At 56.8% G+C, this 16,065-nt stretch carries 11 protein-coding genes and 1 tRNA gene; 9 read left to right on the top strand and 3 right to left on the bottom strand.

The window, feature by feature from the left end; all coding sequences use genetic code 11:
* Nucleotides 1-123 precede the first annotated feature (123 nt).
* The 5 genes from gmk to recG are packed head-to-tail and all read left to right on the top strand — an operon-like array spanning nucleotide 124 to nucleotide 5,990.
* Nucleotides 124-747, top strand: coding sequence for a guanylate kinase (gene gmk, locus ACWKXN_RS17590; RefSeq protein WP_010426438.1), 624 nt, complete (start codon nucleotides 124-126; stop codon nucleotides 745-747).
* Nucleotides 748-801: 54 nt separating this feature from the next.
* Nucleotides 802-1,077: a DNA-directed RNA polymerase subunit omega gene (gene rpoZ / locus ACWKXN_RS17585; RefSeq protein WP_000135058.1), complete on the top strand. Its 276-nt coding sequence runs from the start codon at nucleotides 802-804 to the stop codon at nucleotides 1,075-1,077.
* Between the two features lie 19 nt (nucleotides 1,078-1,096).
* On the top strand, nucleotides 1,097-3,211 hold the full coding sequence (gene spoT, locus ACWKXN_RS17580; RefSeq protein WP_023309883.1) for a bifunctional GTP diphosphokinase/guanosine-3',5'-bis pyrophosphate 3'-pyrophosphohydrolase: 2,115 nt from the start codon (nucleotides 1,097-1,099) through the stop codon (nucleotides 3,209-3,211).
* A 4-nt stretch (nucleotides 3,212-3,215) separates the two neighbouring features.
* The gene (trmH, locus tag ACWKXN_RS17575; protein WP_045354723.1) at nucleotides 3,216-3,905 is read left to right on the top strand and encodes a tRNA (guanosine(18)-2'-O)-methyltransferase TrmH; all 690 of its coding nucleotides are present in this window, start codon (nucleotides 3,216-3,218) and stop codon (nucleotides 3,903-3,905) included.
* 3 nt (nucleotides 3,906-3,908) lie between these two features.
* Nucleotides 3,909-5,990 (top strand): ATP-dependent DNA helicase RecG, encoded by a 2,082-nt coding sequence (gene recG, locus ACWKXN_RS17570; protein WP_182382833.1) that lies wholly within the window; start codon nucleotides 3,909-3,911, stop codon nucleotides 5,988-5,990.
* 2 nt (nucleotides 5,991-5,992) lie between these two features.
* Here the strand turns inward: recG and gltS are convergent, their stop codons facing one another.
* Nucleotides 5,993-7,195, bottom strand: a complete 1,203-nt coding sequence (gltS, locus tag ACWKXN_RS17565; RefSeq protein WP_023309880.1) for a sodium/glutamate symporter — start codon at nucleotides 7,193-7,195, stop codon at nucleotides 5,993-5,995.
* Nucleotides 7,196-7,420: 225 nt separating this feature from the next.
* Between gltS and xanP the strand changes: the two genes are divergently transcribed.
* Both xanP and ACWKXN_RS17555 read left to right on the top strand, forming a co-directional pair.
* A complete protein-coding gene (gene xanP / locus ACWKXN_RS17560) occupies nucleotides 7,421-8,812 on the top strand; it encodes a xanthine/proton symporter XanP (RefSeq protein ID WP_014881972.1) in 1,392 nt (463 codons plus the stop codon).
* A gap of 119 nt (nucleotides 8,813-8,931) precedes the next feature.
* Nucleotides 8,932-10,635, top strand: coding sequence for an AsmA family protein (locus tag ACWKXN_RS17555; protein WP_454544082.1), 1,704 nt, complete (start codon nucleotides 8,932-8,934; stop codon nucleotides 10,633-10,635).
* A 60-nt stretch (nucleotides 10,636-10,695) separates the two neighbouring features.
* Here ACWKXN_RS17555 and yicI read toward each other — a convergent pair whose 3' ends face one another.
* On the bottom strand, nucleotides 10,696-13,014 hold the full coding sequence (yicI, locus tag ACWKXN_RS17550) for an alpha-xylosidase (protein ID WP_454544081.1): 2,319 nt from the start codon (nucleotides 13,012-13,014) through the stop codon (nucleotides 10,696-10,698).
* Nucleotides 13,015-13,026: 12 nt separating this feature from the next.
* Nucleotides 13,027-14,418: a glycoside-pentoside-hexuronide family transporter gene (locus tag ACWKXN_RS17545; protein WP_039263514.1), complete on the bottom strand. Its 1,392-nt coding sequence runs from the start codon at nucleotides 14,416-14,418 to the stop codon at nucleotides 13,027-13,029.
* Between the two features lie 288 nt (nucleotides 14,419-14,706).
* On the opposite strand from ACWKXN_RS17545, the gene ACWKXN_RS17540 reads away from it, so the two are divergent.
* Together ACWKXN_RS17540 and ACWKXN_RS17535 are read left to right on the top strand one after the other, a co-directional pair.
* A tRNA-Sec gene (locus tag ACWKXN_RS17540) sits at nucleotides 14,707-14,801 on the top strand.
* Nucleotides 14,802-14,928: 127 nt separating this feature from the next.
* Nucleotides 14,929-15,807: a retron St85 family effector protein gene (locus tag ACWKXN_RS17535; RefSeq protein ID WP_069303464.1), complete on the top strand. Its 879-nt coding sequence runs from the start codon at nucleotides 14,929-14,931 to the stop codon at nucleotides 15,805-15,807.
* The last annotated feature ends 258 nt before the right edge of the window (nucleotides 15,808-16,065 follow it).

The raw sequence follows: 16,065 nt of genomic DNA, 5'->3' as shown, positions 1-16,065 counted from the left end.
AAACGGCACGCAAAATTCAATAATCCAGGGGAAAAAGTGTGACAAAGGCTACGTCACACGGCGGTGACGTGTATAATAAGCCCGTATGTAGGACTTCTTCGTTAACACATACAAAAGACTCTCATGGCTCAAGGCACGCTTTATATTGTTTCTGCCCCTAGTGGCGCGGGTAAATCCAGCCTTATTCAGGCACTGTTAAAAACCCAACCGTTGTACGACACACAGGTTTCTGTTTCTCACACCACGCGAGCGCCGCGTCCGGGTGAAGTGCACGGTGAACACTATTTCTTTGTGGATCACGACGAATTCAGAGCGATGATCGGCAGAGACGCGTTTCTTGAACACGCTGAAGTATTTGGTAATTACTACGGTACCTCGCGTGAAACCATTGAGCAGGTTCTGGCCACGGGCGTGAATGTGTTCCTGGATATCGACTGGCAGGGCGCACAGCAAATTCGTAAGAAAATGCCTGATTCGCGCAGTATCTTTATTTTACCGCCATCGAAAGATGAGCTGGATCGCCGCCTGCGTGGCCGCGGTCAGGACAGCGAAGAAGTGATCGCAAAGCGTATGGAACAGGCTGTTGCAGAAATGAGCCATTACGCGGAATATGATTACCTTATTGTGAATGATGATTTTGATGCCGCACTGAGCGATCTCAAAACCATTCTTCGTGCAGAACGTCTGCGTATGAGCCGCCAGAAGCAGCGACATGACGCATTAATCACCAAACTGTTGGCAGACTGAACCCACTTTCAGTATCATGCCCAGTCATTTCTTCACCTGTGGAGCATTTTAAGTATGGCACGCGTAACTGTTCAGGACGCTGTAGAGAAAATTGGTAACCGTTTTGACCTGGTGCTGGTCGCCGCGCGTCGCGCTCGTCAGATGCAGGTAGGCGGTAAAGATCCGCTGGTACCGGAAGAAAACGATAAAACCACCGTTATTGCACTTCGCGAAATCGAAGAAGGTCTGATCAACAACCAGATCCTCGACGTGCGTGAGCGCCAGGAGCAGCAAGAGCAGGAAGCCGCAGAACTGCAGGCCGTAACCGCTATTGCTGAAGGTCGTCGTTAATTAAACCTGCGGGTCGCCCTTGTATCTGTTTGAAAGCCTGAATCAACTGATTCAAACCTACCTGCCTGAAGACCAGATTAAGCGTCTTCAGCAGGCGTATCTCGTTGCACGTGACGCTCACGAGGGCCAGACACGTTCAAGCGGTGAACCCTATATCACGCACCCGGTAGCGGTGGCCTGTATTCTGGCCGAGATGAAACTCGACTACGAAACGCTGATGGCCGCTCTGCTGCATGACGTGATCGAAGATACCCCTGCCACTTATCAGGACATGGAACAGCTGTTTGGCAAAAGTGTTGCCGAACTGGTGGAAGGGGTCTCTAAGCTTGATAAACTGAATTTCCGCGACAAGAAAGAGGCGCAAGCCGAAAACTTCCGCAAGATGATTATGGCGATGGTGCAGGATATCCGCGTCATTCTCATCAAACTCGCTGACCGTACCCACAACATGCGCACGCTGGGCTCACTTCGCCCGGATAAACGTCGCCGCATTGCCCGTGAAACCCTCGAAATCTACAGTCCGCTGGCGCACCGTTTAGGTATTCACCACATTAAAACCGAGCTGGAAGAGTTGGGTTTTGAAGCGTTGTACCCGAACCGCTATCGCGTGATTAAAGAGGTGGTGAAAGCCGCACGCGGTAACCGCAAAGAGATGATTCAAAAAATCCTCTCGGAAATTGAAGGGCGCTTACAGGAAGCGGGAATTCCGTGCCGCGTCAGCGGTCGCGAAAAACATTTGTACTCCATCTACTGCAAAATGGTGCTCAAAGAGCAGCGTTTTCACTCGATCATGGATATCTACGCCTTCCGCGTAATTGTCCACGACTCGGACACCTGCTATCGCGTGCTGGGGCAGATGCACAGCCTCTACAAACCGCGTCCGGGCCGCATGAAAGATTACATCGCCATTCCAAAAGCGAACGGCTATCAATCTTTGCACACCTCGATGATCGGGCCACATGGCGTACCTGTTGAGGTGCAAATTCGCACCGAAGACATGGACCAGATGGCAGAGATGGGTGTTGCCGCACACTGGGCGTATAAAGAGCACGGTGGCGAAAGCAGCACGACCGCACAAATCCGCGCCCAGCGCTGGATGCAGAGCCTGCTGGAGCTTCAGCAGAGTGCGGGTAGCTCGTTTGAATTTATCGAGAGCGTTAAATCCGATCTCTTCCCGGATGAGATTTACGTTTTCACCCCAGAAGGTCGCATTGTCGAACTGCCTGCGGGCGCAACGCCTGTCGACTTCGCATACGCCGTGCACACCGATATCGGGCATGCCTGCGTCGGCGCGCGCGTCGACAGACAGCCTTATCCGCTGTCTCAACCGCTCTCCAGCGGCCAGACGGTAGAAATTATTACCGCACCGGGCGCACGTCCGAACGCGGCCTGGCTGAACTTTGTCGTGAGCTCCAAAGCACGCGCCAAAATTCGCCAGCTGCTGAAAAACCTCAAGCGCGATGATTCCGTCAGCCTGGGGCGTCGTCTGCTCAACCACGCGTTGGGCGGTAGCCGTAAGCTGGCTGAAATTCCGCAGGAGAACGTCCAGCGTGAGCTGGAACGCATGAAGCTTGCGTCGCTTGACGACCTGCTGGCAGAGATTGGCCTCGGCAACGCCATGAGCGTGGTGGTGGCGAAGAACCTGCAGCAAGGCGACACGACAGCGGTGCCTGCAACCACGCAAAGCCACGGACACCTGCCGATTAAAGGCGCGGACGGGGTGCTGATCACCTTCGCAAAATGCTGTCGTCCAATTCCTGGCGACCCGATTATTGCACACGTCAGCCCGGGTAAAGGGCTGGTTATCCACCACGAGTCCTGTCGTAACATTCGCGGCTACCAGAAAGAAGCCGAGAAGTTTATGGCGGTCGAGTGGGATAAAGAGACCGCGCAGGAATTTATCACCGAAATTAAGGTGGATATGTTCAACCATCAGGGTGCCCTGGCGAACCTGACGGCAGCGATCAACACGGCTTCATCCAACATTCAGAGCCTGAATACGGAAGAAAAAGATGGCCGCGTGTACAGCGCCTTTATTCGTCTGACCGCCCGCGACCGCGTGCATCTGGCGAATATTATGCGCAAGATCCGCGTCATGCCGGACGTGATTAAAGTCACCCGAAACCGAAACTAGGTTTATGAATTCACAACGTTATGCACGTATCTGCGAAATGCTCGCCAGGCGTCAGCCTGACCTGACGGTCTGCATGGAGCAGGTGCATAAACCTCATAACGTCTCTGCTATCGTTCGTACCGCAGATGCCGTCGGTGTGCATGAAGTGCACGCCGTCTGGCCGGACGGCCGTATGCGCAATACGGTCTCGGCGGCGGCAGGCAGCAACAGCTGGGTGTCTGTCAAAAATCATCACACCATTGGCGAAGCCGTATCGCACCTGAAAGGGCGCGGGATGCAGATCCTGGCCACGAACCTGTCCGCTAAAGCCGTAGATTTCCGCGAGATCGACTACACCCGCCCGACCTGCATTTTGATGGGTCAGGAGAAAACCGGGATCTCCCGGGAAGCGCTGGATCTGGCGGATCGTGACATCATCATTCCGATGATCGGCATGGTCCAGTCTCTCAACGTCTCCGTGGCGTCCGCGCTCATTCTGTATGAAGCGCAGCGCCAGCGTCAGAACGCCGGGATGTACGAGCGCAGCAACAGCATGCTGCCGGAAGATGAGCAGCAGCGCCTGCTGTTTGAAGGTGGTTATCCGGTGCTGGCTCGCGTTGCGAAGCAGAAAAAATTGCCTTACCCCCACGTCAACGCGCAGGGCGAAATAGAAGCCGATGCCGAGTGGTGGGCCACCATGCAGTACGCCGGGTAAGCGATGAAAGGCCGCCTGCTGGATGCCATCCCTCTTAACAGCCTGACGGGCGTGGGCGCGGCGCAAAGCAATAAGCTGGCAAAAATTGGCCTGCACACCGTGCAGGATCTCCTGCTTCATCTCCCCCTGCGTTACGAAGACCGCACCCAGCTCTACAAGATTGGCGATCTTCTTCCCGCCATTTACGCCACCGTTGAAGGCGAAGTCCTGAACTGCAACATCACCTTCGGCGGACGCCGAATGATGACCTGCCAGATCAGCGACGGCACCGGCATTCTCACCATGCGTTTTTTCAACTTCAGCGCGGCGATGAAAAACAGCCTGGCGACGGGCCGCAGGGTGCTGGCCTATGGCGAAGCCAAACGCGGGAAATACGGCGCAGAGATGATCCACCCGGAGTACCGCGTGCAGGGCGATCTCAGCACGCCGGAAATGCAGGAGACGCTTACCCCGGTTTACCCGACAACCGAAGGCATCAAGCAGGCGACGCTGCGCAAGCTCACCGATCAGGCGCTGGAGCTGCTGGATACCTGCGCCATTACCGAGCTGCTGCCGCCAGAGCTGGCGCAGGGCATGATGAGCCTACCCGAGGCGCTGCGAACCCTGCATCGACCGCCGCCAACGCTGCAGCTCAACGATTTAGAAAGCGGCAAACACCCCGCACAACAGCGTCTTATCCTTGAGGAATTACTGGCACATAACCTGAGCATGCTGGCGCTTCGCGCGGGCGCGCAGCGTTTCCACGCTCAGCCGTTAAGCCAGAACGATGCGCTCAAAGATAAGCTGCTGGCCTCGCTGCCGTTTAAACCCACCGGCGCGCAGGCGCGCGTCACCGCCGAGATTGAACGCGATATGGCGCTCGACGTGCCGATGATGCGTCTGGTGCAGGGCGACGTGGGCTCCGGTAAAACGCTGGTTGCCGCCCTGGCGGCCCTGCGCGCGATTGCTAACGGTAAACAGGTGGCGCTAATGGCGCCGACCGAGTTGCTGGCTGAACAGCACGCCAACAATTTCCGCGCCTGGTTTGCGCCACTCGGAATTGAAGTGGGCTGGCTTGCCGGGAAGCAAAAAGGCAAAGCGCGCCTTGCGCAACAGGAGGCTATTGCCAGCGGGCAGGTGCAGATGATTGTCGGCACGCACGCCATCTTCCAGGAGCAGGTGCAGTTTAACGGTCTTGCGCTGGTGATTATCGACGAGCAGCACCGCTTCGGCGTGCATCAGCGTCTGGCGCTCTGGGAGAAAGGGCTGCAGCAGGGCTTCCACCCGCATCAGCTGATCATGACCGCTACGCCGATCCCGCGTACCCTGGCGATGACCGCCTACGCCGATCTGGATACCTCCACCATCGACGAACTGCCGCCGGGCCGTACGCCGGTCACAACGGTCGCCATTCCCGACACGCGCCGCAGCGATATCATCGACCGCGTGCGCAACGCCTGCACCCAGGAAGGGCGTCAGGCCTACTGGGTCTGTACGCTGATTGAAGAGTCTGAACTGCTGGAAGCGCAGGCTGCCGAAGCAACGTGGGAAGAGCTTAAGCTGGCGCTGCCCGAGCTGAACGTGGGTCTGGTTCACGGACGCATGAAGCCCGCCGAAAAACAGGCGGTGATGCAGTCGTTCAAACAGGGTGATTTACATCTGCTGATCGCCACCACGGTGATCGAAGTCGGCGTGGACGTCCCCAATTCCAGCCTGATGATCATCGAAAACCCGGAGCGTCTCGGCCTTGCCCAGCTCCACCAGCTGCGCGGGCGCGTCGGGCGCGGCGCGGTGGCGTCCCACTGCGTACTGCTCTACAAAGCGCCTCTTTCCAAAACCGCCCAGATGCGTCTGCAGGTGCTGCGCGACAGCAACGACGGTTTTGTTATTGCGCAAAAAGACCTGGAGATCCGCGGCCCGGGCGAACTGCTGGGCACGCGTCAGACGGGTAATGCGGAATTCAAAGTAGCGGATTTGCTGCGCGATCAGGCCATGATCCCCGAGGTTCAGCGGCTCGCCCGCCATATTCATGAACGCTACCCCGAACAGGCGGCAGCGTTAATTGAGCGCTGGATGCCGGAAACCGAGCGGTATTCCAACGCCTGATCTCAGGCAAACATCGGCAGCATCAGGTACAGCTTGATCACCAGCGCGTTGACGATATCAATAAAGAACGCCCCAACCATCGGGACCACCAGAAACGCCATGTGCGATGGTCCGAACCGTTCGGTGATCGCCTGCATGTTGGCTATAGCCGTTGGGGTAGCCCCCAGACCAAACCCGCAGTGACCCGCTGCCAGCACCGCCGCATCGTAGTTTTTGCCCATCATGCGCCAGGTCACGAACATGGCGTACAGCGCCATAAACAGCGCCTGTACCGCCAGAATCGCCACCATCGGCAGCGCCAGCGAGGCCAGCTCCCACAGCTTGAGGCTCATCAGCGCCATCGCCAGGAACAGCGACAGGCAGACGTTGCCGAGCACCGATACCGCCCGTTCAAACACGCGGTAGAAGCCCATCAGCGCCAGACCGTTGCTCAGGATCACCCCGATAAACAGCACGCAGACAAACGTCGGCAGTTCAAACGCGGAACCCGCCAGCCATTGCGCAACCACTTTGCCCACGGTCAGGCAGATGGCGATCGTCGCGATAGTTTCAATCAGCACCAGCGAGGTGATGCTGCGGCCAACGTCCGGCTTTTCGAAGGCGGTCGGCACCAGCTCATCGTCCGGCCTGCCGTTCGGCGTGGTGGAGTGCTTAACCAGATACCGCGCCACCGGACCGCCAATCAGGCCACCCAGCACCAGGCCAAAGGTCGCACAGGCCATCGCCACTTCCGTCGCGTTTTCAAACCCATAGCGCTCGATGAACAGCTTGCTCCACGCGGCCCCGGTTCCGTGACCGCCCGAAAGAGTAATCGACCCCGCCAGCAGACCCATCAGCGGATCCAGCCCCAGCAGCGTTGCCATGCCGATGCCAATGGCGTTTTGCATCAGCAGCAGCCCCACCACCACAATCAGGAATACGCCGAGCACCTTACCGCCCGAGCGCAGGCTTGCCAGGTTGGCATTCAGGCCGATAGTGGCAAAGAAGGCCAGCATCAGCGGATCTTTCAGGGACATATCAAAATCGATTTCCCAGCCCATGCTTTTTTTCAGTATCAGCAGGGCCAGCGCCACCAGCAGGCCACCGGCGACAGGTTCAGGAATGGTGTATTTCTTCAGAAGGGAAACGCTATGTACCAGCTTGCGACCAAGCAGAAGAACCAGCGTTGCGGCAACAAGGGTCGACAACGTATCGAGATGAATCATAAAAGGCTCCTGTTATGCGCGTGTTCCATACACACGCGGCGTTATCCTGGGCCGGTTTGCGCTCTTCATGAGCCCCCGGCGCAAAAAGTGTAATTTTTTTTCCCCACGCGTTGTAGAAAACCTGCTCACAGCGGCAGATTTTCTTCCCTTTTTTTGCTGGCAATCGTTTGCTTTTACCAGGTGGTCAGATAAAATGCCCGCTTTTCCACCGTGGGATTGCCGCCGATGTCCGTTAACACCATAGAGTCGCCTGATGCGCAACCGATTGCGCAGAAGCAAAATAGCGAACTGATTTACCGCCTTGAGGATCGCCCGCCGCTGCCGCAAACGCTTTTCGCCGCCTGCCAGCATCTTCTGGCGATGTTTGTTGCGGTGATCACCCCGGCGCTGCTGATTTGCCAGGCGCTCGGTTTACCGGCGCAGGACACGCAGCACATTATCAGCATGTCTCTCTTCGCCTCCGGCGTGGCCTCGATTATTCAAATTAAAGCGTGGGGGCCGGTAGGGTCGGGATTATTGTCGATTCAGGGCACCAGCTTTAACTTCGTGGCACCGCTGATCATGGGCGGTACGGCGCTAAAAACCGGCGGTGCGGATGTCCCAACCATGATGGCGGCGCTGTTCGGCACCCTGATGCTGGCCAGCTGTACGGAGATGGTCATCTCCCGCGTTCTGCATCTGGCTCGCCGCGTCATCACCCCGCTGGTTTCTGGCGTCGTCGTAATGATTATCGGCCTGTCGCTGATTCAGGTGGGCCTGACCTCCATTGGCGGCGGTTATGCCGCAATGAGCGACCACACCTTCGGCGCGCCGAAAAACCTGCTGCTGGCGGGTGTCGTGCTGGCGATCATTATTCTGCTTAACCGTCAGCGTAATCCTTACCTGCGCGTCGCCTCGCTGGTGATCGCCATGGCGGCGGGCTACCTGCTGGCGTGGGCGCTGGGCATGCTGCCGGAGAACACCGCGCCGACCAACAGCGCGCTGATCACTGTCCCCACGCCGCTGTACTACGGTCTGGGCATTGACTGGGGCCTGCTCCTGCCGCTGATGCTGGTCTTTATGATCACCTCTCTGGAAACCATCGGCGATATCACCGCTACCTCCGACGTCTCCGAGCAGCCGGTGTCCGGCCCGCTGTACATGAAGCGTCTGAAAGGCGGCGTGCTGGCGAACGGCCTGAACTCGTTTGTCTCTGCGGTATTCAACACCTTCCCGAACTCCTGCTTCGGCCAGAACAACGGCGTGATCCAGCTGACCGGGGTTGCCAGCCGCTACGTCGGTTTTGTGGTGGCGCTGATGCTGATCGTCCTCGGCCTGTTCCCGGCGGTAAGCGGCTTTGTGCAGCACATTCCTGAGCCGGTGCTGGGCGGCGCAACGCTGGTAATGTTCGGGACCATCGCGGCCTCCGGCGTGCGTATCGTCTCCCGCGAGCCGCTGAACCGCCGCGCGATCATGATTATCGCCCTGTCGCTGGCCGTCGGTCTGGGTGTTTCCCAGCAGCCGCTGATCCTGCAGTTTGCGCCTGACTGGGTGAAAAACCTGCTCTCTTCCGGCATTGCCGCGGGCGGTATCACCGCTATCGTTCTGAACCTCGTTTTCCCGCCTGAAAAGAACTGATCCTCTTCACGGCAGGCAGCCAATGCCTGCCGTGACATCTAATTACACCATTCCCGCCTTGAGGATTGCGCATAAATCGTGCATAACTCCCTTATGTGCGTTTTGCGGGATGGAAGACCATGAAATTTATTGGAAAGCTCCTCATCTATCTTCTGGTAGCCCTGCTCATTGTGCTGCTGGCGTTCTACATTTTGCTCCAGACCCGCTGGGGCGCGTCTCAGGTCAGCAGCTGGGTGACGGTGAATACCGACTACGAACTCAGTTTCGACAAGATGAATCACCGCTTTTCGTCGCCTTCCCACATCATTCTGGAAAACGTCACCTTCGGTCGGGACGGTAAACCCGCCACGCTGGTAGCCAAAAAAGTCGATATCGGCCTGAGCAGCCGCCAGATAACCGATCCGTTGCATATGGACACCATCACCCTGTTCGACGGCACGCTGAATCTCTCGCCCCAGACGGCACCGCTGCCTTTCCAGGCGGATCGCCTGCAGCTGAACAACATGGCCTTTAACAGCCCGAATACTGAATGGGACTTGAGCGCGCAGAAGGTCACGGGCGGCGTCAGCCCGTGGCAGCCGGAAGCGGGCAACGTGCTGGGGAACAACGCGCAGATCCAGATGAGCGCGGGCTCGCTGACCCTGAACGGCGTACCGGCGACCAACGTGCTAATCGAGGGCCAGCTCAACGGCAAGGAAGTGGTGCTGAAAACGATTGGTGCCGACATGGCCCGTGGCTCGCTTACCGGCTCCGCCCTGCGCAACGCCGACGGGAGCTGGATTATCGACACGATGCGCCTGAATGAGATCCGCCTGCAGAGCGATAAAACGCTGATGGCGTTCTTCGCGCCGCTGGCCTCCATCCCTTCTCTGCAGATTGGTCGTCTGGACGTAACCGACGCCCGGCTTCAGGGCCCGGACTGGGCGGTGACCGATCTCGATTTAAGCCTGCGCAACCTGACTCTCAGCAAAGGCGACTGGCAGAGCCAGGAAGGCCGGCTGTCCATGAACGCCAGCGAGTTTATCTACGGCTCGCTGCATCTTTTCGACCCGATCCTGAATGCGGAGTTTTCCCCGCAGGGCATGGCGCTGCGTCAGTTCACCTCTCGCTGGGAAGGCGGCATGGTGCGCACGTCCGGTAACTGGCTGCGCGACGGTAAAGCGCTGGTGCTGGACGATGTTGCCATCGCCGGGCTGGAGTACACCCTGCCGCAGAACTGGAAAACGCTGTGGATGGAGCCTCTGCCGGAATGGCTGAACAGCGTCACGCTGCAAAAATTCGGCCTGAGCCGCAACCTGGTGATCGACATCGATCCCGCCTTCCCGTGGCAGATCACCTCTCTGGACGGCTACGGCGCAAACCTGCAGCTGGTGAAAGATCGCCAGTGGGGTATCTGGGGCGGTAGCGCAACCCTGAACGGCGCGGCGGCGACCTTTAATCGCGTGGACGTGCGCCGTCCGTCGCTGGCGCTGAATGCGAACGCCGCCACGGTGAACATTACCGAACTGAGCACCTTTACCGAGAAAGGCATTCTGGAAGCCACGGCGACGGTTTCTCAGCTGCCGCAGCGGCAGACCACGGTGAGCCTGAACGGGCGCGGCGTGCCGCTCAACGTGCTGCAGCAGTGGGGCTGGCCTGCGCTGCCGATTACGGGCGACGGCAATATTCAGCTCACCGCCAGCGGCAGCGTGCAGGCCAGCGCACCGTTGAAGCCAACGGTGAACGGCAAGCTGAACGCGGTAAATATGGATAAACAGCAGGTGCAGCAGACGATGACGGGCGGTGTGGTATCGACCGCACCCTCACCCCAGCCCTCTCCCTGAAAGGGAGAGGGAGCAAACCCTTCCCTCGCCCCTTTGGGGAGAGGGTTAGGGTGAGGGGAATTAAAGGTGAACCACCACCTCATTCCCCTCCGCTTTCACCACCACACCCCATTCGCTGCCCGCGTGTGAACCACCTTTTACGCCGCTCACCTTCTGTACGTTGCGCAAGCACACGGACCAGTTTTGCGCGTCTCCCGCGCCGGTAAAGGTCACGATATCGCCCCGACGTGACGCCTTCAGCGTAAACGCCACGGCCCCGTCCGCCGCAGGCACTTCGCTCACCGCCGTTGCGCCATCGTCCAGGTTAAACAGCTGGAAGGCCGTCCCCGCGTTCCACGCGTAGTCCGGCTTCTGGTTATTGTTGCCCAGCGCCAGCAGGGTGTTGTCGCGCACGTAGACCGGCAGGCTCATGAAATCGTGCTGCTGCTTATGCCAGCGGCTGCCCTGAATTTCGTCGTTATGCCACAGATGCGTCCAGCGTCCTTCCGGCAGGTAGAACTGCACGTCGCCCGCCTCGGAGAACACCGGCGCGACCATCACCGCATCCCCCAGCATGTACTGGCGGTCGAGGTAATCGCATGCCGGATCGTCCGGGAACTCCAGCATCATCGCCCGCAGCATCGGCGTGCCGAACTCGCGGGCCAGCGCCGCCTGACGATACAGGTACGGCATCAGCTGACACTTCTGCTGGGTGAAGTGGCGCACCACGTCGCAGGACTCGTCATCGTACGCCCACGGCACGCGATAGGATTTGCTGCCGTGCAGGCGGCTGTTGCTGGAGAACAGCCCGAACGCGCACCAGCGTTTGTAGACGTGCGCCGGAGCGGTGTTTTCGAACCCGCCAATATCGTGGCTCCAGAACCCGAAGCCGGACAGGCCAATCGACAGCCCGCCGCGCAGGCTTTCGGCCATGGATTCATAGTTGGCGTAGCAGTCACCGCCCCAGTGCACCGGAAACTGCTGCGCCCCGACGGACGCCGAGCGGGCAAACAGCACCGCCTCTTCCTCCCCCACCGTCTCCTTCAGCACGTTCCACACCAGCTCGTTATAGATGTAGGCGTAGTGGTTATGCATCTTCTGCGGATCGGACCCGTCGTACCACTGCACGTCCGTCGGGATACGCTCGCCGAAGTCGGTCTTAAAGGAGTCGACGCCGATTTCCACCAGGCCTTTCAGCCTGTCGGCATACCACCGGCACGCTTCCGGGTTGGTGAAGTCGTAAATCGCCAGCCCCGGCTGCCATTTGTCCCACTGCCACAGGGAGCCGTCCGGGCGCCTGAGCAGGTAGCCCTTCTCTTTCAGCTCCCGGAAAATCGGGGATTTCTGGCCGATGTACGGGTTAATCCACACGCAGACCTTCAGCCCTTTCTCCTTCAGGCGGCGGATCATCCCTTCCGGATCCGGGAAGGTCACCGGGTCCCACTCGAAGTCGCACCACTGGAAGGCCTTCATCCAGAAGCAGTCGAAGTGGAACACGTGCAGCGGCAGGTCGCGCTCGGCCATGCCGTCAATAAAGCTGTTTACCGTCGCTTCGTCGTAGTTGGTGGTGAACGAGGTGGTGAGCCACAGGCCGAACGACCAGGCAGGCGGCAGCGCCGGACGCCCGGTGAACCGCGTATAGCGGTTCAGCACCTCTTTCGGCGTCGGGCCGTCGATCACGAAGTACTCGAGATATTCCCCTTCCACGCTGAACTGCACTTTGGAGACTTTCTCGGAGCCGACTTCAAACGAGACGTTCTCGGGATGATTCACCAGCACGCCGTAGCCGCGGTTGGTCAGGTAGAACGGGATGTTTTTGTAGGACTGCTCGGTACTGGTGCCGCCGTCGCGGTTCCAGGTTTCGACCGTCTGGCCGTTGCGCACCAGGGCGGTAAAGCGCTCGCCCAGACCGTAGACCGTTTCCCCCACGCCCAGATCCAGACGTTCGAAAATGTAATTGCGGTCGGCGTTGGTATCCTGCACGTAGCCGTTGTTTTTCAGCTGGCTGCCGGTAATGCGCTGGCCGTTGCGAAGGAAATCCAGCGCCCAGAACTCGCCTTTGGTGACGCGCACGCTGACACTGCCGCTTTTCAGCTCGGCAAACTCGGCGTTGTTTTCAATCTCTACCTTCACGTCTTTCAGAACGTTCAGCGGATAGTGCGGGCCGTTATTCAGCGCGCCCTGAAAATGCTCAATGCGCACCCCGACAATCCCTTCCTGCGGGGCAAACAGGCGCACCGTGAACATCAACGTGTCGAGCTGCCAGGTGCGCTCGCGCACGTCACGCGGCGCCACGTATACCACCAGATCGTTGCCCTGCTGCTCCACGTCGAACACCTGAACCGGATACGTCACGTTCAGGCCCGGTTGAATAAGCCAGTTTCCATCACTGATTTTCATGCTCTCGTCCTCTTAGTTCTGCAATTCTTTGCTGACCGGCAGGTTTTCAAACTCCTGCTGATTGCGGCGCGCGCCCTGCGCCAGCTCACCCATGATTTTGGTCAGGAAGGGGGTTTTCAGCGTGTAGTAGCGCTTGGCGATAATGGCGCTCAGCACGTAGCAGGCCGCCGGGGCCAGGGTAAACAGGCCGATAATGATGCTGATGGTCGCGCTGTTCTGGCTTTTGGCTGCCGCGTCGTAGCCGCCGCCTGCCAGCATCCAGCCGATCATCGCTCCGCCCAGCGCCAGACCGAGCTTCAGCACGAACAGCGTGCCCGCAAAGCTGATGCCGGTCAGGCGCTTGCCGTTGGTCCATTCGCCGTAGTCGACGGTATCGGACATCATCACCCACTGGATCGGCGTCACCAGCTGGTGCAGCACGCCGATGACGAAGATAAAGGCGAACATCAGCACGGTGGCGTGCATCGGCACGAAGAACATCGCCACGCTGACCACCGCCAGCGCGGCGTTGGTCCACCAGAAGATGCTGACCTTGCACTTCCAGTCGGTGAGCGGTTTCGCCAGCGCGGAGCCAATCAGGTTGCCGACGCAGTAGGTAGTGAGGAACGCGACGAACACCTCCGGCGAGCCCATGATCCAAGTGCAGTAGTACATCATCGCGCCGCCGCGCACGCAGACTGCGAGGATGTTGAGGATGGTGAGTACGCCGACGATGCGCCACTGGTCGTTGTGCCAGATGTCTCGCAGGTCTTCCCGCATGGAGGTGGTGCTCGGCGGCACCTGGATGCGCTCTTTGGTGGTGAAGAAGCAGAACGCCAGCATCAGGAACGCGACCACCGACAGCACGGCGATGCCGCCCTGGAAGCCGAACGCCTTATCGTCGCCGCCAATCAGGTTCACCAGCGGCATCATCAGCACCGTGGAGAGCATGCCGCCCGCCGTTGCCAGCACAAAGCGCCAGGACTGAAGGGAGATACGCTGCGTCGGGTCGTTGGTGATCACGCCGCCCAGCGCGCAGTAGGGGATATTGACCACGGTATAGAGCAGGGTCAGCAGGGTGTAGGTAACGGCGGCGTAAACCATTTTGCCGTTGAGGCTGAGGTCCGGCGTGGTGTAGGCCAGCACGCAGACGATGCCGAACGGGATGGCACCGAACAAAATCCACGGACGGAATTTGCCCCAGCGGCTGCGGGTGCGGTCGGCAATCAGCCCCATGCACGGGTCGGAGATCGCATCCAGCGCGCGCGCCAGCAGAAACATGGTGCCGACAAACCCGGCGGGAATACCGAAAATATCGGTGTAGAAAAACATCATGTACAACATGACGTTATCAAAAATGATGTGGCTGGCGGCATCTCCCATGCCGTAGCCAATCTTCTCTTTAACTGACAATACTTCGCTCATCTTTTTTTATCCTTCACGCTGTAGGGGGCGCTGAGACCGGTTACAGAGTTTTAAACCATTGTTTCAGGAGCGGGTATTGCGTTTTCTGGTTAGCAGATTACGTTTCTTGTTTTTTGTGATCGCGGTAAATGTTGGGAGCACGAGGGGCTAACATGAGGATTTTCTTAGGAATTAACTGAAACAGGGGTGTACAGGTCAAAAGAGAGGTGAAAAAAGTGTGTCGGGGTATGTGGTAAATGCCTGAAAGTAGCTATAATGCGCCCCGCCTCCATGTAGCAATCGAGGCGCGGAAGATCGTCATCTCCGGTGAGGTGGCTGGACTTCAAATCCAGTTGGGGACGCCAGCGTTCCCGGGCAGGTTCGACTCCTGTGATCTTCCGCCAAAAGTTGAATTAGTGCATTTTGGCGTTTCAGCTTCTTTAATCCCCGTTTTCACTAATAGAAAATATACACAAGCTTTTTTTTATGGCAGAATAAATTTATTGGCTGATTACATGAAGACGAAAAAAAATGTCCGTACACATGCCTATAAATATAGAGTCATTTTCAGATCAAGATTTAAGAAAGTATATTGACTCCATCATAAACATTATTACAAATGGTATTAATGATACAAAAAAAGTTATCTTTATTTGTGGAAAAGATAAATCTGACAAAGAAAGTTTTCGCTTTAAAATATCTCAACTACTAGAACAAAAAACTAATTATCAGCTGGCATATCCCGAAGATCTTTTTGAAGATCTATTAGAGGGGCAAGCAAGTAACAGCTTATTATCTTTAGAGCAACAATTAGCTGAAGCAGTAGACTTAATAATCCTAATCCCAGAAAGCCCTGGTTCTTTCGCAGAGCTTGGTGCTTTTTCAACGCAAAAAGAACTAGCAGAAAAAATGCTCGTATTGCGGCCTAAAAAATATAAAAGCGATAAGAGCTTCATTAATCATGGCCCGATCAGACTTGTCAGATCTTATAAAGGAAAAATATTAGACATACAAAGTAAATTTGATAATCAAAAAATAGAGCATACATCTTCGATATTGAAGACTGTAAAAAAAATGATCCCATCAGGAAGAAAATCCAAATCAATAAATAACATCCTGTTGTATCAAAACCATATATTATTATTAATCTATCTTTTCGATAGCTTATCTATGAATGCTATCCATAAATTAATGGCATTAATACTTACCAAAAGAAAACTAACCAATCAAGAGGTTATTGGATGTAAAGCGGCCATACATTCACTTACAAGATCTTTATTTATCGAGAAGATTGGCGATGAATTCTCAATTACTAGCCGTGGTTTTTTGGACATACAAAATAAATATTATGCATTAAATGAAATAAGTAGCTTAAGAGTTACCATAATGAATAAACAATTGTCTCCTTAGGGGTAGACATTCATTTCTGTTTATAGAATAATGACTAAGCTAACTCCTAAGCGGGAACTAATCATACGCGCAAGGCCTTAAATGCGGTGTGACGTTCCAGAGGATAGAGAAGCATTACCTCTAGTCCTACAATTTAGCTGTAACATGGTAATGCGATCGATTCGCCAAACCCACCCCCAGTGGTTTTGGCGCCTCGTGCGCATTACGAGCCAATCAGGGCTTAAAAACCCTGTGCGCCAGGGTTTTTAAGCCCTGCCT

The sequence above is a fragment of the Enterobacter sp. UPMP2060 genome, from assembly GCF_053709655.1.
Note: the sequence above shows the minus strand (reverse complement) of the source record. Positions and strands in the feature narration are given on the sequence as shown.